Origin of the sequence: Dietzia cercidiphylli (genome assembly GCF_039531545.1) — a bacterium.
In the GTDB taxonomy this organism is placed as follows: domain Bacteria; phylum Actinomycetota; class Actinomycetes; order Mycobacteriales; family Mycobacteriaceae; genus Dietzia; species Dietzia natronolimnaea.
In genome coordinates, this window is record NZ_BAAAQG010000013.1 from 41,746 (window position 1) to 61,669 (window position 19,924).

The following is a 19,924-nucleotide window of genomic DNA, read 5'->3' on the forward strand; positions in this document are numbered from 1 at the left end:
CCACCGTCCCCCGGTCGCGCCTCAGGCGCCGCGCGAGGCCGCGTCCCCCGCGGCGGCGACCGCCGCGCGACGAGCGGCGTCCTTCACGGCCACGAGGCGCCGCAGGACCGGTTCGCGGGCGGCCGGGTCGACGCCCACGTCCGGCTGTGCCAGCGCGACCGAGATGATCGCCTCCACCCTGTCGATCCTGTCCACCAGCTCGATCACCCGGGTCGGTAGGCCGGCGGGTAGCCGGGTGACGTGGGAGTCCAGATCCAGATCACCCACCTGACCCACCCGTGTCGTGGTCCGCTCGATCAACTCGGCCGCCTCGACCACGGCCTGCCCCAGGGCGAACAGCGCCGCGGAGGGCCCGTCGGGCTGGGGAGGCACCGGACAGTCCGCGACGCCGCGGGCACGCCAACGCAGGACGTCCGGGTGCGGGTGGACGCACGTGAGGACGACCGCCTCGCGGCTCGCCGGGTCGCGGACCAGGACCCCCCACCCCGCCTCCGCCACGTCGGAGCGGAGCGAGGGCACCGCGGGGAGGCTCGACGAATCCCCGGGTGCCGCGGTGAGCAGGGCCAGCGACTCCGGGGCGGGATGCGATCCGACCGAGCGCCGGAGACCGGTCACGAGCCCGGGCAGCAGCGCGGTGGGTCCCGAGGCGGGGGAGATCCCGTCCAGCATCCGTACGGGCTCGCCGGTGACCTCGACCAGGTGTGACCCGGCCAGGCCCGAGACGTACCCGGTCAGTTCGTCGAAGGGCTGATCACCCCAGGCGGTGCGCAGGAGGAACAGCGGCAGCGGCCACGCGGGGGACAGCGCGGCGCTCCGGGTGAGGGGGCGGGACATGACGATCAATCCTACCGGCCGGTGCGCCGCCGACCCCCCGCGCACGGATCCGGCTACCGTGTCGGCCCATGGCAGACATGTACGGATCCGACATCCTGTCCGGGACGGCGCGACGTCGCCGACCGGAGATCCCCGTCGTCGTGGCCGAGAGCGACCTGGTGGTGGAGCACGCGGACTCCGGATTCTGCGGTGCCGTGATGGGATTCAACCGCACCCCCGACGGCGACTTCGTCAAACTCGAGGACCGCCGCGGCCTGGTCCGCCTCTTCGCCATGACCCCCTCGGCCTTCCTCATCGACGGCTCACCGGTCACGCTCCGGAGGCCCGGGCCGGTCGTGGCGGCCGGCCCGAAGGTCACGGCGTCCGGGTCCCGGAAGGTCGAGGGCCTGCGGGCCAGGACCGCGCGCGCTGGCCGTATCTGGGTCGAGGGCATCCACGACGCGGCCATCGTCGAGAAGATCTGGGGCCACGACCTGCGGGTCGAGGGGATCGTCGTGGAGCCACTCCACGGGATCGACGACCTGCCCGCCCTGGTGGCGGAGTTCGGGCCGACGCCGCAGGCGCGCCTGGGCGTGTTGGTCGACCACCTGGTCACGGGCAGCAAGGAGTCACGCATCGTCGCCGGGCTCGGCGGCGACGTGCTGGTGACCGGACACCCCTATGTGGACATCTGGCAGGCGGTCAAACCCCGGGCCGTGGGGATCCACGAATGGCCGGTCGTCCCACGGGGCGAGGACTGGAAGACCGGCATCTGCGACCGGCTCGGATGGGGTGAGCCGGCCGACGGCTTCCGGCGGGTCCTGGGCGCGGTGAGCACGTACCGGGACGTCGAGCCGGCCCTGCTGGGTGCGGTCGAACGTCTGGTGGACTTCGTCACCGAGCCCGCCTGATCCCCACCGGGGGCAGCTCACCCGGGTCTGCCGACCCCGTCGTCGTCTCCACGGACGGGCAGGCGGGCGTCCAGGATCATCCCGACCAGTCCCACCGCCGCGAAGGCGCCCGTCGCCCACAGCGCGGCGGTGCCGTCGCCCTCGGTGAGGGAGTGCCCCAGCAGGATCGCCGCGACGGTCCCCGGGGTGCTGCCGATGACGGTCGCGGGCAGGAACTGACGGAACGGGATCGAGGTGAGGGCGGCCGCATAGTTGACCACCGAGAACGGCGCGGCGGGGACCAGCCTCAGGCTCCCGACGGAGAGCCATCCGCGACGCCGGAGGCGGGCGTCCACCGCCGCGACGCGGGGGTCCGCGCGCAGCGCGGCGGTGCGGCGGTGGCCCAGACGGCGGACGCCGACGAACGCGAGGGTGGCCGCTATCCCGGAGGCCACCAGTGACCACGGGATCGCCACCGCGGGAGCGAAGAGCACAGCGGCCGAATAGGTGAAGGTCGACCGGGGGACCGGCGCCACGGTGACGATCGCGTAGGCGGAGAAGAACGCGACCGGGAACCACGGGCCCAGCTCATCCGCCCAACCGCGCAGCTGCTCCAGTCCCGGGGTCGGGACGACGGTGGCCAGCACCACCAGGGCCAGGACGACCGCCACCCACCAGATCACCCGTCCGCGCACGGGTCGACTGTAGTCGCCGGGATCGCGGAGCCCACCCCTGGTGACCCCGCACACATGGTCACGTCTCGACAGCGGGAGGGGCTGCATTAGAGTCCGTGGTGACCCCCTTCACTCCACAAGAGAACGAGGTACCGGTGTCCAGTCCGACCACAGGTCCCGACCTTCACTCCTGGTACGCCTCTGTGGGAGCCGTCCTCGCGAAGGCCGCCCGCAAGGATCCCGCCGAGATGCCCGAGGACGCCTGGCGCGCCCTCGTGGCCACGACCCGCGACGGGATCGAGGTGAACCCCCTCTACACGCGCGCCGACGAGACGCCCGAGCGCCCGGCTCCGGGGTCGTTCCCGTTCGTGCGGGGAGGGGACCGGTCGGGGCTCCCGGAGAACGGCTGGCACCTCAGCGCCAGGGTCGAGGCCAAGGGCGACCCGAGCGAGGTCAACACCTCGGTCCTGGACCTTCTCGGCCAGGGCGCGTCCGCGCTGTGGTTGCGGGTGCCGGCCGCCGACGTGGCCGCCGTCCTCAAGGACGTCTACCTGGACCTCGCGCCGGTGACCTTCGACGCCGGATCGGACCTCGTCGAGGTCACCGACGCGTTCCTCCAGCTGCTCGACCAGCGCAGGGCGGCAGGCGACGGGGTGACCGACCGGTCCGCGGTGATCGCCGACCTCGGCGCGACACCGGTCACCTCCGCGTATGCCGCGGGCGCGTCGTCGGAATCGGTCGACCTCGACGCGGCGGTCGGCCTCGCCGTCCGTGTGGCCGAGCGCGAGGAGACCCTCCGGACCTTCGTGGCCGACGGCACCGTCTTCCACGCTGACGGCGCCGGGGACGCGCAGGAGCTCGCCTACGCGGTGGCGGCGGGCCTCGAGTACGTGCGGGGACTGGTGTCGGCGGGGCTCGACGTCGAGGTCGCCCTGCGCCAGATCTCGTTCCGACTGTCCGCCACGGACGACCAGTTCGTCTCGATCGCCAAGTTCCGTGCCGGGCGCCTGATGTGGGCCCGCGTCGCCGAACTCCTGGGCGCACCCGACGCGGGGAATGCGCCGCAGCACGCCGTCACCTCCTCGGCCATGATGGCGCGACGCGACCCGTGGGTGAACATGCTGCGCACCACTCTCGCCTCGTTCGGGGCCGGGGTCGGCGGTGCCACCTCCGTCACCGTCCTGCCGTTCGACGCCTCCCTGCCCGGGGGCCTGGAGAGCGCCTCACCGGCCTTCGCCGAGCGCATCGCACGCAACACCCAACTGCTGCTGCTCGAGGAGTCCCACCTGGGGCATGTGGTCGATCCCGCCGGAGGATCCTGGTACGTCGAGTCGCTCACCGACTCGCTCGCCGAGGCCGCCTGGTCCGCGTTCCAGACCGTCGAGGCCGAGGGAGGACTCGCCGCCGCCATCGCCTCGGGGAGCGTCGCCGCCGCGATCGCCCGGGTCCGCGAGGCCCGCGATGCCGACATCGCCCACCGCACAGCGCCGATCACCGGTGTCTCCGAGTTCCCGAACCTCGCCGAGCCACCGCTCGACCCGGCTCGGCGCGGCGGGGAGGACTACCGGTACGGGCGCGACTTCGAGGCCCTGCGGGACCGTTCCGACGCGCACCTCGAGGCCACCGGCGCCCGGCCGACGATCCTGCTCGCCGGGCTCGGCCCCATGGCGGAGACCACGGGTCGGGTCACTTTCATCGCCAACCTGCTCGCGGCGGGCGGGATCGAGGCCCGCAACCCCCTGGCCACCGCGGCCGACCAGTACGCCGGGGTCCGCGAGGGGGAGGAGATCGCCGTCCTCTGCGGCGCCGACAAGCGCTACGCCACCGAGGGCCCGGAGGCCGTCCGGGCGCTGCGCGAGGCGGGTGTGACGACGGTGTACCTCGCGGGCGCCGAGAAGGGGTTCCCCGCCGACGCCGACGACCGACCGGACGGATACCTCGCGACCGGGATCAACGCCGTCGCCGCCCTGACCACCCTCCTCGACCAGCTGGGAGTGAAGTGAGATGACCACCTTCCCCGATTTCAGCATCTCTCCGCTGCGCGGGTCCACCGACGGAGCCCCCCAGCCGGGTTCCGTCGACGAGGGCCCCACGTGGGAGACCCCGGAGGGCATCGACGTCAAGCGGGTGTTCACCAAGGCGGACCGTGACGCGGTCGAGACGGGCAGTGCCCCGACCGACGACGGCGAGAAGGTCACGCCCTTCCCGCTGGACACCGTCCCGGGCGCCGCGCCGTTCCTGCGCGGTCCGTACCCGTCCATGTACGTCAACCAGCCGTGGACCATCCGGCAGTACGCCGGCTTCTCCACCGCGGCCGAGTCCAACGCCTTCTATCGCCGCAACCTCGCGGCGGGCCAGAAGGGGCTGTCGGTCGCGTTCGACCTGGCCACCCACCGCGGGTACGACTCCGACCACCCCCGGGTCGCCGGGGACGTCGGGATGGCGGGTGTGGCGATCGACTCGATCCTGGACATGCGCGAGTTGTTCGACGGGATCGACCTGTCCGCGGTCTCCGTCTCGATGACGATGAACGGCGCCGTCCTGCCGATCCTCGCGTTGTACGTGGTTGCGGCCGAGGAACAGGGGGTGGCTCCGGAGCAGCTCGCGGGGACCATCCAGAACGACATCCTCAAAGAGTTCATGGTCCGTAACACCTACATCTATCCGCCCACGCCCTCGATGCGGATCATCTCGGACATCTTCGCCTACACCTCCCGCAAGATGCCCCGGTTCAACTCGATCTCGATCTCCGGCTACCACATCCAGGAGGCCGGTGCGACGGCGGATCTGGAGTTGGCGTACACGCTCGCGGACGGCGTCGAATACCTGCGCGCCGGGCTGGACGCCGGGCTGGAGATCGACAAGTTCGCCCCTCGGCTGTCGTTCTTCTGGGCGATCGGGATGAACTTCTCCATGGAGATCGCCAAGCTGCGGGCGGGCCGCCTGCTCTGGAGTGAACTGGTGGAGAAGTTCGGACCGCAGAACGAGAAGTCCAAGTCCCTGCGGACCCATTCCCAGACCTCCGGCTGGTCGCTCACCGCCCAGGACGTGTTCAACAACGTCGCCCGCACGTGTATCGAGGCCATGGCCTCGACGCAGGGTCACACGCAGTCGTTGCACACCAACGCCCTCGACGAGGCGCTGGCGCTGCCCACCGATTTCTCCGCCCGCATCGCGCGGAACACCCAGCTCCTGCTCCAGCAGGAATCGGCGACGACCCGCCCCATCGACCCCTGGGCGGGGTCGTACTACATCGAGTGGCTCACCGCTCAGCTCGCCGACAAGGCCCGACTGCACCTCATCGAGATCGAGGAGGCGGGCGGGATGGCACAGGCGATCGGCGAGGGGATCCCCAAGCTCCGCATCGAGGAGGCCGCGGCCCGCACCCAGGCGCGGATCGACTCCGGTCGCCAGCCGGTGATCGGGGTCAACAAGTACGTCGTCACCGAGGACCAGGAGATCGAGGTCCTCAAGGTCGAGAACTCCCGCGTGCGCACCGAGCAGCTCGCCAAGCTGGACAGGCTCCGGGCTGAGCGCGACGAGGCCGCCTGCCAGGCGGCCCTGGACAGGCTCACCGAGGCCGCCGGCGGCGGGGCCGGGAGCGGTATGGAGAACAACCTCATGGCGCTGGCCATCGACGCCGCCCGCGCCCACGCGACCATCGGCGAGATCTCGGACGCGCTCGAGAAGGTCTACGGTCGACACAAGGCAGAGATCAAGACCCTGTCCGGCGTGTACCGGCAGGAGGTCTCCAAGGAGGGCGCCGTGGACAACGTCACCAAGGCGATGAAGATGGCCGAGGAGTTCGCCGAGTTGGAGGGTCGCAGGCCGCGCATCCTGTTGGCCAAGATGGGACAGGACGGCCACGACCGCGGGCAGAAGGTCGTGGGGACCGCCTTCGCCGACCTCGGCTTCGACGTGGACATGGGCCCGTTGTTCCAGACCCCGGAAGAGGTCGCCCAGCAGGCCGCGGACGCCGACGTCCACGTGGTCGGCGTGTCCTCCCTGGCCGCCGGTCACCTCACCCTGGTGCCGGCACTGCGCGAGGCGCTCGCCGCGGTGGGCCGTGCGGACATCATGGTCACCGTCGGTGGCGTCATCCCGCCCGGTGACTTCCAGGAACTCTACGACGCCGGGGCGACCGCCATCTATCCCCCCGGCACCGTGATCTCGGACGCGGCGATCGAACTGCTCGGGGCACTGGCCCGGGAACTCGGTCACGAGCTGCCCTCCGCCGGCCCGGAGTCCCCGGGATCGGACGCCGCGGGCTCGGCACCGGCGCGCCCCGGCGAAGGGGCAGGGGCGGGGGCCGAGTCCTGAACCGCCTCGGCTCCGGTCCCGATCCCGCGGGGTCGGGCAACGTCTCGGGCAGCCTGTCCACCACGCTCGGTACGGGTGCGGTCCGCGGTCCGGTCCCGTCCGCGACGGGCCCGAGGCCGCGCCGGGAGATCGACGTGGCGGCCCTCCTCGAGGGGGTGCTCGAGGATGATCGTCCCATCCTCGCCCGCGCCATCACGTTGCTCGAGTCCACGAACCCCGCACACCGCGAGAAGGCCCAGGAGTTGCTTCTCGGCGCACTCCCGCACGCCGGTGGCGCGTTGCGCATCGGGATCACCGGGGTACCGGGCGTGGGGAAGTCCACGTTCATCGAGTCCTTCGGTCTGTATCTGGTGGAGAAGGGCCACAAGGTGGCGGTCCTCGCCGTCGACCCGTCCTCCACCCGCACCGGCGGGTCGATCCTCGGCGACAAGACCCGGATGGCCACGCTCTCGACGGAACCCCGCGCCTACATCCGGCCGTCGCCGACCTCCGGCACGCTCGGAGGGGTGGCGAAGGCCACCCGCGAGACGATGGTGCTGCTCGAGGCGGCGGGATTCGACGTGATACTCGTCGAGACGGTGGGGGTGGGACAGTCCGAGGTCACCGTCGCCGGAATGGTCGACTGCTTCACGTTCCTCACCCTCGCCCGCACCGGAGACCAGCTCCAGGGCATCAAGAAGGGCGTCCTGGAGTTGGCGGACGTCGTCGCCGTCAACAAGGCCGACGGCCCCCACGTCAAGGACGCCAGACGCGCCGCGCGGGAACTCGGCGCGGCACTGCGACTCGTGCGACCGTCGGACTCGGCGTGGAAGGTGCCCGTCCTGACGATGTCGGGTCTCGAAGGTGACGGTCTGGACGACTTCTGGGATGCCGTCCGTTCGCACCAGGACACGATGGGGAAGATCGGCGAGGTCGCGGCCCGTCGAGCCCGTCAGCAGGTGGAATGGACCAGGTCGATGGTGCACGACACACTCATGGCGAGACTCGCGGCCGACCCCGAGGTGCGTCGGGTCACGGCCGATGTCGAGCGACGTGTCAGCGAGGGGACGTTGACGGCGGCCCTCGCCGCCCAGGCGATCATCGACGCCTTCGACAGCTGACGCGCCGACTCGTCGGCGAGTACGTCAGGCGTTCCACCACCTGCGGACCAGGTACTCGCGCTCGGAGGCGTTCTCCGTGAGCTGGTGGGCACGCGCCCAGGCCCGGCGCGCCTCCTCACCGCGGCCGAGTTCCTCGAGCGTCGTCGCCCGCGCCGCGTGGAACGGGTGGTGCCGCTCGAGCTCCGCCTCTCCGGCGAGGGCGTCGAGTTGCCGAAGGCCTGACTGCGGTCCGTCGCGGCGACCCACGGCCACCGCACGCGCCATCCGGACGACGGGTCCGGGTGCGAGAGCGAGGAGGAGGTCGTACAGCACCACGATCTGTGCCCAATCGGTCGACTCGACGTCTCGCGACTCCGCGTGGACCGCGGCGATCGACGCCTGCACCGAGTAGGGCCCCGGACCGCCGGCCGCGGCCTCCATCGCCAGGGCCAGCCCCTCATCCGACGCCAGACGGTCCCACCGGTCCCTGTCCTGCTCGCGCAGCGGGACGGGCAGGCCCTCGTCGTCGACCCTGGCCGGCGCGCGTGCCTCGGTGAGCAGCAGGAGCGCGAGCAGGCCCGTCGCCTCCGGCTGCCCCGGTACGAGCCTGTGCACGATCCGGGCGAGGCGGATGGCCTCCGTCGTGAGGTCCCCGCGCAGGTGGCCGTCACCGGTGGACGCGGCGTATCCCTCGGTGAAGATCAGGTAGATCACCGCGAGCACCGCGGGCAGTCGAGCCGGCAGATCATCCGGGCCGGGCGTGCGGATCGGGATCCGCGTGACCCGGAGGCGCTTCTTCGCCCGGACCAGGCGTTGCTGCACCGTCGTCACCGGGAGGAGGAAGGCGTGGGCGATCTCCGTCGTCGTCAGCCCGCCGAGGTACCGCAGGATCAGCGCCACCTGCTCGTCGGTCCTGAGCGTGGGGTGGCAGCACGCGAAGAACAGCTCGAGCCTGTCGTCAGGGATCTCGTCCGGTTCCACGACCGCACGGACCGGCGGCGCGGAGGTTCGTCGGTCCTCCTCGACCCGGAGACGCGCGAGACGCTCGGTGAGCGCCTTCTCCCGCCGGAGCCGGTCGATCGCCTTGCGGGTGGCGGTGGTCGTGAGCCACGCGAGCGGGGAGTCCGGCACCCCGGTACGGGGCCAGGCCTCGATCGCCGCTTCGAGCGCGTCCTGGGCCGCGTCCTCCGCGAGATCCAGATCCCCGAAGCGTGACGCCAGCGTGGCGAGGAGGCGCGAGTGCTCCTCGCGCCGCAGTGCGACCAGCACGTCCGACGCCGCCGGGCCCGGGGCGGTCACGGGGTCACCCCCGCGTCGCCCCGGACCCGTCGGTCCGGCATCAGAACTCCAGCATCGCGCGGACCTCGACCCGTCCGCCCCTGGCGCCGGGGCACTTGGCGGCCCAGGCCAGCGCCTCGTCGATGTCCGCCACGTCGATGACGATCGTGCCGCCCACGAACTCCCTGCTCTCGGCGTACGGACCGGACGTCACGACGGCGTCCGTCCCGCCCGCGGGGATCCTGACCGTGACGCCGGTCTCGGGGTCCTCCAGAGCGAAGCCACCGGCGAGGACGCCGGCCTTCTCCAGCTCGGCGTCGAAGGCCATGAACTCCTCGACGCCGGGCCCTTCCTCCTCGCCGCAGCGCACGTCCTCGAGGTTGGCCATAAGCAGCAGTACGTACTTCATGTCGATCTCCTGACTGGGAGTGGTGGATGCCGGCCGCGGTGTTGTGCGCCGACACCTCCATGACGAACAGCCGCCGCAAGATCGACAGGTTCGCACAATAATTCTCCGCGCTCTTCCGGATTCCGCTCCCGGGCGCACCAGGACGGGAGTCCTCAGCCGTCGGATCCACACGCTGCAGGCTCACCCACACGCGACATCACGTCCGGGAATGACGATCACGCGTGTGGATTCAGACGTGAGACGACCGAGGAGGCGGTAGAGGTCGACGCCCGGCCCGCCGACGCCCGGGGTCAGTACCGATCGTCTGTTCTCCTTCGTCGTGACCGCGAGCCTGTCCGCGGTCGTGCGGCTCACCCTACGAGAACTCGGCGCCGAATTCAGGCGTGCGGAGAGAGGAGCTTTCGCGCCGGTTCCTCGATGAACCGGTAACTGGCCGCGCCCACTGCGATCGACCCGGCCACGGTCACGGGCCAGATGGCGCCCATCCGCCGGGTCCACAGCGAGGTGCGGGTGAGCGGGAACGCGTAGTGCAGCACGATCAGGTGCCAGAGGAAGATCCCGTACGACCAGCGGCCGATCGCCTGCAGGGGTGCCGACTCCAGGACGCGGAAGCGCGTGCCCGCCGGGGCCAGGACGACCGGCCCGAGGAAGAAGAACGCCATCGCCGCGGTGAGCCCGTTGCGCGCGGCGTACTCACGGCCGCTCGGGTGGTGGAAGCCCTCGGAGAACCAGCGGGTCGACGTGGTGGCGAGCAGCGCCCCGGCGCCGGCCGTCCACCAACCCCACCTGGCATAGGATGCCCGGCTCAGTCGGGCGAGCAGTCCCGGGCGGGCGGTGGCCAGCTCGGCCAGCAGCATCCCGGAGGCGAACCAGGCGGAGAACGCCGGCGGCAGGATCTGGACGTTGATGCCCCTGGGCAGGAGCCGCAGGCGCTGCCAGGGGATCAGCGGGAACAGCAGGCCGGAGAGCCCGAAGGCGCCGACGGCGGGCAGCCGCCATCGGGCCCTGTCGCCCCGCAGGTTCCTCATCCCGGTCCACAGCGCCGGGAGCGCCAGGTAGTAGGCCATCTCGACCGCGAGTGACCAGGCGTGCGTGAGCCCGGAGACGAGAAACCTCCGCTGGTAGATCTGCGTCAGGGTGAGGTTGCGCAGCCAGACCACGGGGCCGTTGATCCGGTTCTGGGGGAGGAGCACCATGGCGACGGCGACGAGCACTGAGTACGCCGGCATGATTCGCACGAGCCGGGCCCGCAGGTAGGGGATCACCGCGCGGGCCGTTCCCGGCCGGTCGCGGCGGGCGTGGTCGGAGTGAGCCCGCCACAGCAGGAAGCCGGTCTTGGCGAAGAACACCGCGACCAGCATGTCCAGACGACCGTAGAGGCGGCGCACCGGCGTCCCGTAGGACATCCGGGTCACGAACGCGACGTGGGTGGTGATGATGCCGATCGCCGCGAGGCCGCGGAGACCCTCGAGCGCCGGGATGTGACCGCGAGCACCGGCGAGCCGCGGCTGCTGCACCCCGGTGGCCTCGGCTGCGGCGGTCTCGGGAGCGTCGGCCAGGGTCGGAGCCGCCGCCGTCGGTGGGGCGGGCTGCGCGAGGCGTCGCGCGGCGAACCCGGCCGCGACAGCTCCACCAGCGAGGGCGACGGCGGCGACAGGCCTCATGGATTCTCCCGGGGTTACTTCAAGTGAGACGACGGTCCCTCGTCCGGCGACGGTGGTGCCGCCGCCAGGGCATCCGGACGAGATTAGCACCGGTTCCACAGGGCGACCCCGGGGTGGTCAGCCGGTCCGTGCGGATGGTGGTCTCGACGTCGGACCGGGCCGGTGGAGGTCGTCTCAGCGCAGGTTCGCGATCGAGGCGGTGACCTCCTCCACCACCGCGACCGCACCACCGGGAACGGAGAGATCGACGACGAGCTCGGCGTTCGCCGGCCGCCCACGGTGGCCACGGCGGTCCTCGACCGTCATCCCCCGGGTGTGCTCTCCCGCGCACTCGATGCGCAGATGGACGGGCTCGGTCAGGGCCGCCTCGGGGTGGAGCGCCAGCCAGGCCACCAGGGGATCATGCACCTGCGCCAGGTAGCCCTCGCCGACCGACTCGTGGAACTCGAAGTAGAAGCGCAGCGCATCCGCCAGGTGCCGGGAGAGCGTCGAGCCCCGTGCCGCCTCCACCAGACGCCCGGAGCGCTCGGGGGTCCACACCGCCCGCTCCGTCAGGTCGAGCCCGCACCATCGGGCCGGCGCGACGCTCGGGTCGTCGGCACGCGCCACCTCCCAGGCCAGGCACACGCGGTCGGCGGCCTCGGGGTCGACGTCCACGTTCCACTCGCTCACGGGAGTGGTGTTGCCGGGGTGGCCGCGGAAGGACCCACCCATCACGACGAGCCGCCGCAGCAACCGCGGGAGCGCGGGCTCGAGCTCCAGCGCGAGGGCCAGGGTGGACGAGGGACCGGTCACCACCGCGACGAGCTCGCCCGGGTGTTCGCGTGCCGCGTCCACCCAGAGGCGGGCGCCGTCACGTGGATCGGTGGACCTCGTCGTCGTCGGCAGTTGCGCGTGCCCCGCCCCGCGGGGGCCGTGCGTCTCGGGTGTCAGCACGTGGGGGACGGCGATCGGGCCGGACGCGCCGGCGGCCACGGGGAGCTCCGGGGCACCCGCGAGGTCCAGCCACGCACACGCGTTGGCGACGGTGTCCTCGAGCCCGACGTTGCCGGCCGTACACACGGCCCCTGTCAGCTCGATCCGCCCGGCGAGGTGTTCGGCCACCAGGTAGGCGATCGCCAGGGCGTCGTCGATGCCCGGGTCGCAGTCGAGCAGTACCGGCGTCGGACTCACCGCGCGCGGCCCCTGGAGAGCAGGACGTCGCGGGTCAGCTGCAGCTGGCCGGTGTGGGTCGCGACCTCGTGCAGGATGTGGCCCACGACCCAGTCCGGGGTGAAGGTCCCCGCCCGGCGCGCGACGTCGACGTCGACCGTGGTGCCGGCGGGCTCGGCGAGATCGCCCCGCCCGGCCGCCGCGGCGGCCCACCCGGGCAGCCGGTCGATCAGCGCCTCGAGCCGGTCGAGCTCGGGCGCCGTCGGTCCGGCGAAGTCGAACTCCGCCTCGCGGTGCCGCACGATGTCCTCCCCGCCGAGGCAGGCCGCGCCCCACGAGGTGAGCACGCCGCACAGGTGGTGGACGAGCGCGGCGGCGGTGTTGGTGGGCCACTCGGAACCCTCGGCGGTGGGCCGGTGGTGCACGAGCGTGTCGGGCCCGTCGCCGCCGAGATCGGCCACCGCGGCCCGGATCGCGGGCATCAGCTCGTCGGCCAGGATCCGCCGGGCGGCGTCGACGCTCACCACGGGCTCGGCTCGAAGTCTTTGAGGAAGCAGCCGTAGAGGTCCACGCCGGCCTCGCCGCGGACGATCGGGTCCACCACGCGGGCCGCGCCGTCGACGAGGTCCAGGGGCGCGTGGAAGCCCTCCTCGTGCAGCCGGACCTTGGTCGTGTGCGGACGCTCGTCGGTGATCCAGCCCGTGTCGACCGCGGTCATGAGGATGCCGTGTTCGGTGAACATCTCCTCGGCGGAGGTGCGGGTGAGCATGTTCAGGCCCGCCTTGGCCATGTTGGTGTGCGGGTGCCCCGCGCCCTTGTAGCGCCGGGAGAACTGGCCCTCCATGGCGGAGACGTTGACGACGTACTTGCGGCGGGCCTTCGACGCGGCGAGCGCGGGCCGCAGTCGGGAGACCAGGATGAACGGGGCGACCGAGTTGCACAGCTGCACCTCGAGCATCTCCATGGGCTCCACCTGCTCGACCGTGGCCACCCAGCTGTTGTGGTCCACCACGTCCGGCAGCAGCCCGCCGGCGTCGATGGCGGTGCCGGCGGCCACGCGGTCCAGGGACGCCGACCCGGCCAGGAGCGCCTGTTCGGCGATGTGTCCGGCCTCGCGCTCGGCCTCGTCGGAGCCGATGAGCGCGGACTCGCCGCCCATCAGCGCGGCCGGGTGCAGCTCGGAGGTGCGGCCCATGGTGATCATGGGGATGTCGGCGGCCCGCCCGGTGAGGGGCGCGGACTCCCCGTCCACGAGTCCGGAGTATGACCCGGGGGAGCGGCGCACCGTCTGGGCGGCGTTGTTGATGAGGATGTCGAGCGGTCCGGCGGCGGCGACCTCGTCGGCCAGTGCCACGACCTGGGCGGGGTCTCGCAGGTCCACCCCGATCACGTGCACGCGGTCGGCCCAGTCGGCGTGGTCTGGCATCGAGGCGAACCGGCGGGCGGCGTCGCGGGGGAAACGGGTGGTGATGGTGACGTCGGCGCCGGCGCGCAGCAGCATCAGGGCGATGTACATGCCGATCTTCGCGCGGCCACCGGTGAGCAGGGCCCGCCGGCCGGTGAGGTCCATCTCCGGATCCCGCCTGGCACGGTTGAGCGCCGCACACCTCGGGCACAGCTGGTGGTAGAAGGCGTCGACCTGGGTGAAGCGCTGTTTGCAGACGTAGCACGCCATCGCGCGCTGGAGGTGGCCGGCGACGGCGCCCGGGGCGTTGGAGACCAGGCGGATGCCGGCGGTCTCGTCGTCGATTCGGGAGGGCGACCCGGTCGCGGTGGCCTCGATGACCGCCTTGTCCGCCTCCTGCCGGGCGCGTCGGACCTCGTTCCGGCGGGACTTCTTGAGCAGCTTGAACATGTGGCCGACCGAGCGCTGTACCCGGATGGAATCGGGGTGGTCCTCCCCGAGCGCCGCCGCCTGGTCGAGGACGCGCTGGAGGGTCTCGAGGTCGTCCGGATCGATGCCTGTCACCAGGACACGGTACGACGACGAGGCCGTCGGTCCCTAAACCGCTCGCCACGGCAGGGTGGGCGCGCGACCGGCCCTGAGCCCGGCGAGCGCCTCCTCCACGGCCGGCAGCTGCCGACTCCGCCTCGCGGACGCCGCTGCGGGGCTGAACCCGTACCGGTGGGCGTAGGCCTCGGACACCAGCTGGGCGTGGGCCTCCACCGGGAAGGCCCGCGGGGCACGATCGTAAGAGGCACGGTCGTGGGAGGCACGGTCGTGGACGGCGCCGTCGAGCACCGCGCGCCAGTCGTAGGCCCGACGCCCCTGTCGTGCCTGCTCGACCAGCGCGATGACCACGTATCGGGGGCCGATGACCCGGCCCTGCCAGACGTGGACCAGCTCGTGCACCAGCGTCGGGGTGGCCCGGGGTCGCTCGACGCCCCCTCCGCGCGGGCGCACGATTCCGGCGTCGGCGCCCAGGTAGATGAGGCCGGGTAGCGCGAACGCGCGCCGGTGGGGCACAGCGGGCACGTGTCCCCGACGGATCATCACCTCGGCCGGGTCGATCGTGTGTCCGAAGAACGCGCGGAGGTCGTCGCGGACCTCGGGGGGCGGGTCGAGGGGTGGGGGAGCCAGTCCCAGGGTCTCGAGACGCCGGTCCACGGCGCGAGCGGTGGCGCCGACCAGGTATCCCAGCGCATCCGCCGCCCGGGCGACGGCGGACCTCATCCGGCATCGAACGCCGGACCTCGACACCCCGCGGGCCAGCAGTTCGTCCTCGCGCGCCACCTGTTCGTCTGCGAGGAGTCTGCGCAGTCGCTCGACCAGCCACCGTGGGGCGGGGGGTGGCGGCGTGCGGGCCATCGGGAGTCCTCCCGGAAACAAGTGGGCCCCGGATCCTCACGGATCCGGGGCCACTTCTACTGTCTCGACACAGTGTGCGCGAGGGGGGACTTGAACCCCCACGTCCGTTAATAGGACACTAGCACCTCAAGCTAGCGCGTCTGCCATTCCGCCACTCGCGCTCGCACACTGGTGACCTGCACCGGCTCGTTCCCGGCTTGGTCGTGCGAGGAATGACACTAGCCGATGCGCGAACCGTGGGACAAATCGGACCCCGCTCCCACCCGGCGCCCGTCGGTCATCGCTGGTAGACAAGGACGTGACCGGCTGGGGGATACCTCCCCCACACCGTCCGACCCAGGAGGATGACGATGACCGACTTCCGCGTGCCGAACCCCTATGACGCCCTGCCGGATCTCCCCGCGCTCGAGGTGACGAGCGAGTCCTTCACCGAGGGCTCCACCCTGTCGTCCGCGCAGCTCGGCGGGAAGATGGGCGTCGAGGGCGGCGAGGACAGGTCCCCACAGGTGACGTGGAGTGCCGGACCGGAGGGGACCCGGACCTATGTGGTGACCGTCTTCGACCCGGACGCGCCGACGGCCTCGGGGTTCTGGCACTGGTCGGTGGCCAACATCCCGGCCGACGTGACCTCGCTACCGGAGGGGGCGTGCACCGGCGACGACACCTCGGGCCTGCCGGAGGGGGCCGTCGTGGTCCGCAACGACGCCGGGTTCACGGGGTTCGTGGGCGCGGCCCCGCCGGAGGGCCACGGTCCGCACCGGTACATCCTCGCCGTTCACGCCGTCGGCGACGCGATCGAACTCGGGGAGGACGCCTCCTGCGCCTTCGTCGGGTTCAACCTCTTCGGACAGGGCCTGGCCCGCGGGACCACCACGGCGCTCTTCGAGCAGTAGCGGTCAGCTGACCGCGGAACCGACGGCGTCCGCCAGGGAGGCGAACCCGCCCTGCCGGAGCCGTCGGGCGACGAGCTTGTTGGTCCCACGGATGAGACCGGGGCCGGTGAACACGAAGCCGGTGTAGGTCTGGACCAGGTGGGCGCCGTGGGTGATGCGGTCCCACACGTCCTCCGGGGTCTCGACGCCGCCGACCGAGATGATGACGAGCCGATCGCCGGCCCGCTCGTGGATCCGGGCGAGCACCTGGCGGGACCGGTCCGCGACGGGCGCACCCGAGATCCCTCCCGCACCCATCGCCGCCACCGTGCTCTCCGGTGTCGTGAGCCCGTCGCGCGAGATGGTGGTGTTGGTGGCGACGATGCCGGCGAGGCCGAGTTCCACGACGAGATCGGTGACCGCGTCGATGTCCGCGTCGTCCAGGTCCGGGGCGATCTTCACCAGCACCGGGATCGTCGCCACGTCACGTACCGCTGTGAGGATGGGACGCAGCGATTCGACCGCCTGCAGATCCCTCAGGCCGGGGGTGTTGGGGGAGCTGACGTTGACCACCATGTAGTCGGCCAGCCCGGTCAGCATGCTGGCCGAGGCCACGTAGTCCCGAACGGCGTCCTCCGCGGGTACCACCTTGGTCTTGCCGATGTTGATCCCCACCGGGTCGCTGCTCCGCCGCCGCCGCAGGTTGTTGGCCGCGTTGCCCGCGCCGTGGTTGTTGAACCCCATGCGGTTGAGGATGGCCCGGTCGTCCGGGAGCCGGAACAGACGAGGCGACGGGTTGCCGGGCTGGGGTGACGCGGTGACCGTGCCGACCTCACTGAACCCGAAACCGATCGCCCCCCACGAGTCGACGGCCGCCGCGTTCTTGTCGAAGCCGGCGGCGAGGCCGAGCGGCCCCGGGAAGCGACGGCCCAGGACATCCTGGGCCAGCACCGGATCACGGACGCCGAGGAACCGGCGCACCAGGGAGCCCAGTGGCGGCACCAGGGTCAGCAGCTTGAGAAAGCCGAATACCAGGTGGTGGATCCGCTCCGCCGGAAAGCGGAACAGCACACTCTTCATCAGCGAGTACACGGTCCTCCTCGATGGGACGTGGGTGGTCCTTCGATCAGCTCGACGGCACGGGCAGTGATGGGCGCATCAGGTGGAGGCCGGCACCGTCGGAGGAACCGACGACCACGGTCCCGGAGGCCGTGACCACCAGCGAGTCCGGCTGACGTACCGTCGCGATCTCGGCACGCCGGACCCCTGTGCCGTCGCCGAGATCGTACGCCTGGACGGTGTTGGTTCCGGTGGAGGTGACCCAGACGACGTCCCGGGTGGGGTCCCCGGCGACCGCCCAGGGGGCCGCTGCGACCGGGAACTGCTGGTGGAGCCGGATCGGGGAGGTCGAGTAGACGAGGAGCGTGTCACCCACGGTGTCGCTGGCGACGACCGTGCCCTCGCCGTACTCGTCGAGTCTCCCGGCGCCCTTCCCGGCGCGCAGGAGCGGACCGGCGCCGTCCTCGTCCAGGTCGATGCTGGCGATGACGGTGTCCGGTCGGCTGAACGCCGTGACCGAACCGTCCCGGGCCACACTGATCCGATCGACCGATGTCAGGCCTGCGAGGCGATGCTGTTCCGTCCCGTCGGCGTCCCGGACGACCACGTCGCCGCCGGGGGCGCCCGTGAGCAGGCGACCGTCGGTGGTCACGGCCGCCGCGGTGACCGGTCCGAGTCCCGAGATCTCGCGTGCGTCACCTGCCGCCGTGACCACGACGACGCCGTCGCCGAAGGGGACAAGAACCGTCCCGTCGACCCCGGCGGTGGCGGTTCCCGCATCCGCGGGCAGCTCGACGGTCGTCTCCGGGATCCATCGGGTCCCGTCCACGCGGGCGATCTCCAGAGTCGGCGGGCCGTCGACCTGCGCCACCACCGTGTCACCCACGGCGACCAGCGAGGACACGGAACCCGGGACCGGGACGACCTCACCGCCCTCGGGATCGGAGACCTGGGGCGACGCGGCGGGTCGGGCGTTACCCTGCTCGATCCCGGTGTAGTCCTCCAGTTGGCTGGTGGTCGACGCGCAGCCGGCGAGCCCGACGGCGAGGGAGAGCAGAGCGGCGGTCACAGCGGAGCGGCGGTGGACACGAAGGGTCACGGTGTTCCTTTCGACTTCTCCACAGTGTCCCCCACGCGGGTCCTCAGTCGCCGTCCAGGTCCGGACGACTACCCTCACGGCGGTGCGGTGAGACACCCGCGCCCGTGCCGACGTTCCCCGACAGAAAGCAGCGCCCGTGAACCCGACGGTCCTGGCCGCCCCCGCTGCGGACGGCATGTCCTGGCTCCAGGTGATCGTGCTCTCCGTGATCCAGGGGATCACGGAGTTCCTGCCCGTCTCGTCCTCCGGGCACCTCCGCATCTTCTCCACCTGGCTGTTCGGTGCGGACGCGGGAGCCTCGTTCACGGCGGTCATCCAGCTCGGCACGGAGGCCGCCGTGCTGGTGTTCTTCTTCAAGGACATCGTGCGGATCCTCGTCGCGTGGTTCCGGGGGGTGTTCGACCGCCGGCGCCGCGACGACCCGGACTACCGGCTCGGCTGGTACGTGATCATCGGCTCGGTCCCCATCGCCGTGATCGGCTTCTTCGGCAAGGACCTCATCCGGGACGCCGCCCGGAACCTGTGGATCACGGCGATCGTGCTGATCGCGTTCTCGTTCGTGTTCCTCATCGCGGAGAAGGTCTCCAAGCAGGACCGCCCCGTCGACGGCCAGTCGCTCGAGGGCTTGACGATGAAGGACGCGGTGGTCATGGGACTGGCCCAGTGCCTGGCGCTGATCCCCGGTGTCAGCCGTTCGGGCGGCACCATCTCGGCCGGGCTGTTCCTCAACATGTCCCGCGAGGCCGCCGCACGGTTCTCCTTCCTGCTGGCGATCCCGGCGGTCCTGGCCTCCGGGTTGTTCAGCCTCCCCGACGCGTTCGAGCCGTCCGTGGGGCAGTCCGCCACCGGGATCCAGCTGATCGTGGGATCGGTGATCGCGTTCGTGCTGGGCTACGCCGCCATCGCGTGGCTCCTGCGCTTCGTGCAGAACCACTCGCTGGCCTGGTTCGCCGGGTACCGCATCATCCTCGGCCTGGTCGTGATCGCGCTGCTGTCCACCGGCGCGATCCCCGCGACCTGACCTCACCACCGAAGTGGCGCGGCGTCGGTAACCTGCCGTCATGACCGTCATCCTCCTGCGCCACGGCCGCTCGACCGCCAACACCGCGCTCACCCTGGCCGGCCGCACGTCCGGGGTCGCGCTCGACGAGACGGGCCGGGCGCAGGCACAGGACCTCTGCCGACGTCTCGACGGTCTCCCGGTCGAGGCGGTCGTCCGGTCGCCGCTCATGCGCTGCCGGGAGACGGTCGAGCCCTTGGCCGCCGCGTTCGGGGTGGAACCGGTGGTCGAGGAGGGCCTGGTCGAGGTCGACTACGGCACCTGGACCGGACGGACCCTGACCGAGCTCGCGTCCGAACACATGTGGTCGGTGGTGCAGCAGCACCCCTCCTCGGCCGTCTTCCCCGGGGGTGAGTCCCTCGCCGAGATGGCCACCCGCGCCGTCTCGGCCGTCCGGGAGCACGACCGCCGCCTGGCCGAGGACGCGGGCCGCGACGTGCTGTGGGTGGCATGTAGCCACGGAGACGTGATCAAGTCGGTGATCGCCGATGCGTACGGGATGCATCTCGACCATTTCCAGCGCATCGTGGTGGAGCCGGGATCGGTGTCGGTGGTCCGCTACACCCCCCACCGGCCGTTCGTCCTCCGGGTCAACGACACCGGTGGAGACCTCGCCAGTCTCCGCGGGGAGCCCGCCGGACACGTGGGCAACGCCACCGCCGGAGACGCCAGCTCGGACGCGGTGCCCGGCGGGAACGTACCCTTATGAACCGCACCTCCACCCGGGACCACCCGGCACCACACGG

General features: G+C 71.7%; 18 protein-coding genes and 1 tRNA gene. 7 read left to right on the plus strand and 12 right to left on the minus strand.

Annotation, left to right across the window (positions count from 1 at the left end):
* Positions 1–21 precede the first annotated feature (21 nt).
* Positions 22–834: a hypothetical protein gene (locus ABD250_RS13250; RefSeq protein ID WP_344392746.1), complete on the minus strand. Its 813-nt coding sequence runs from the start codon at positions 832–834 to the stop codon at positions 22–24.
* A gap of 68 nt (positions 835–902) precedes the next feature.
* On the opposite strand from ABD250_RS13250, the gene ABD250_RS13255 reads away from it, so the two are divergent.
* Positions 903–1,724 (plus strand): DUF3097 domain-containing protein, encoded by an 822-nt coding sequence (locus tag ABD250_RS13255; protein ID WP_259847761.1) that lies wholly within the window; start codon positions 903–905, stop codon positions 1,722–1,724.
* A 17-nt stretch (positions 1,725–1,741) separates the two neighbouring features.
* Here ABD250_RS13255 and ABD250_RS13260 read toward each other — a convergent pair whose 3' ends face one another.
* The gene (locus ABD250_RS13260; protein WP_259847760.1) at positions 1,742–2,398 is read right to left on the minus strand and encodes a TVP38/TMEM64 family protein; all 657 of its coding nucleotides are present in this window, start codon (positions 2,396–2,398) and stop codon (positions 1,742–1,744) included.
* A 134-nt stretch (positions 2,399–2,532) separates the two neighbouring features.
* Here ABD250_RS13260 and ABD250_RS13265 point away from each other — a divergent pair, with 134 nt between their 5' ends.
* The 3 genes from ABD250_RS13265 to meaB all read left to right on the plus strand — a co-directional run bounded on the left by ABD250_RS13265 (position 2,533) and on the right by meaB (position 7,797).
* Entirely contained in the window at positions 2,533–4,380 is a 1,848-nt protein-coding gene (locus ABD250_RS13265; RefSeq protein ID WP_338404262.1) for a methylmalonyl-CoA mutase family protein, read from the plus strand.
* 1 nt (position 4,381) lies between these two features.
* The gene (scpA, locus tag ABD250_RS13270) at positions 4,382–6,697 is read left to right on the plus strand and encodes a methylmalonyl-CoA mutase (protein ID WP_179525291.1); all 2,316 of its coding nucleotides are present in this window, start codon (positions 4,382–4,384) and stop codon (positions 6,695–6,697) included.
* A 134-nt stretch (positions 6,698–6,831) separates the two neighbouring features.
* Positions 6,832–7,797 (plus strand): methylmalonyl Co-A mutase-associated GTPase MeaB, encoded by a 966-nt coding sequence (gene meaB, locus ABD250_RS13275; RefSeq protein ID WP_182659518.1) that lies wholly within the window; start codon positions 6,832–6,834, stop codon positions 7,795–7,797.
* A gap of 24 nt (positions 7,798–7,821) precedes the next feature.
* On the opposite strand, the gene ABD250_RS13280 is transcribed toward meaB, so the two are convergent.
* The 8 genes from ABD250_RS13280 to ABD250_RS13315 form a co-directional block, all read right to left on the minus strand.
* Positions 7,822–9,075 carry an RNA polymerase sigma factor gene (locus ABD250_RS13280; RefSeq protein ID WP_182659517.1) on the minus strand — a complete coding sequence of 418 codons (1,254 nt, stop codon included), beginning with the start codon at positions 9,073–9,075 and terminating at the stop codon, positions 7,822–7,824.
* A 40-nt stretch (positions 9,076–9,115) separates the two neighbouring features.
* Entirely contained in the window at positions 9,116–9,463 is a 348-nt protein-coding gene (locus ABD250_RS13285) for a YciI family protein (RefSeq protein WP_179525288.1), read from the minus strand.
* Positions 9,464–9,840: 377 nt separating this feature from the next.
* Positions 9,841–11,127: an acyltransferase family protein gene (locus ABD250_RS13290; protein WP_344392751.1), complete on the minus strand. Its 1,287-nt coding sequence runs from the start codon at positions 11,125–11,127 to the stop codon at positions 9,841–9,843.
* A 174-nt stretch (positions 11,128–11,301) separates the two neighbouring features.
* A complete protein-coding gene (locus ABD250_RS13295) occupies positions 11,302–12,300 on the minus strand; it encodes a nucleoside hydrolase (RefSeq protein WP_344392755.1) in 999 nt (332 codons plus the stop codon).
* Complete coding sequence (locus ABD250_RS13300) at positions 12,297–12,803, minus strand: mycothiol transferase (protein ID WP_344392757.1); 507 nt, start codon at positions 12,801–12,803, stop codon at positions 12,297–12,299. The genes ABD250_RS13295 and ABD250_RS13300 overlap by 4 nt, the downstream gene beginning before the upstream one ends.
* Positions 12,800–14,248, minus strand: a complete 1,449-nt coding sequence (locus ABD250_RS13305; protein WP_182657837.1) for an SDR family NAD(P)-dependent oxidoreductase — start codon at positions 14,246–14,248, stop codon at positions 12,800–12,802. Before ABD250_RS13305 ends, ABD250_RS13300 begins: the two co-directional genes overlap by 4 nt.
* 33 nt (positions 14,249–14,281) lie before the next feature.
* Complete coding sequence (locus ABD250_RS13310) at positions 14,282–15,088, minus strand: hypothetical protein (RefSeq protein WP_241730464.1); 807 nt, start codon at positions 15,086–15,088, stop codon at positions 14,282–14,284.
* A 75-nt stretch (positions 15,089–15,163) separates the two neighbouring features.
* A tRNA-Leu gene (locus ABD250_RS13315) sits at positions 15,164–15,249 on the minus strand.
* A 189-nt stretch (positions 15,250–15,438) separates the two neighbouring features.
* Here ABD250_RS13315 and ABD250_RS13320 point away from each other — a divergent pair.
* Positions 15,439–15,981 (plus strand): YbhB/YbcL family Raf kinase inhibitor-like protein, encoded by a 543-nt coding sequence (locus tag ABD250_RS13320; RefSeq protein ID WP_182657838.1) that lies wholly within the window; start codon positions 15,439–15,441, stop codon positions 15,979–15,981.
* A gap of 3 nt (positions 15,982–15,984) precedes the next feature.
* On the opposite strand, the gene ABD250_RS13325 is transcribed toward ABD250_RS13320, so the two are convergent.
* Positions 15,985–17,052 (minus strand): quinone-dependent dihydroorotate dehydrogenase, encoded by a 1,068-nt coding sequence (locus tag ABD250_RS13325; RefSeq protein ID WP_182657839.1) that lies wholly within the window; start codon positions 17,050–17,052, stop codon positions 15,985–15,987.
* A gap of 34 nt (positions 17,053–17,086) precedes the next feature.
* Entirely contained in the window at positions 17,087–18,118 is a 1,032-nt protein-coding gene (locus ABD250_RS13330; protein ID WP_182657840.1) for a YncE family protein, read from the minus strand.
* 175 nt (positions 18,119–18,293) lie between these two features.
* Between ABD250_RS13330 and ABD250_RS13335 the strand changes: the two genes are divergently transcribed.
* Positions 18,294–19,139, plus strand: coding sequence for an undecaprenyl-diphosphate phosphatase (locus ABD250_RS13335; RefSeq protein WP_241730465.1), 846 nt, complete (start codon positions 18,294–18,296; stop codon positions 19,137–19,139).
* Between the two features lie 40 nt (positions 19,140–19,179).
* Positions 19,180–19,887, plus strand: coding sequence for a histidine phosphatase family protein (locus ABD250_RS13340; protein ID WP_182645305.1), 708 nt, complete (start codon positions 19,180–19,182; stop codon positions 19,885–19,887).
* Positions 19,888–19,924 lie beyond the last annotated feature (37 nt).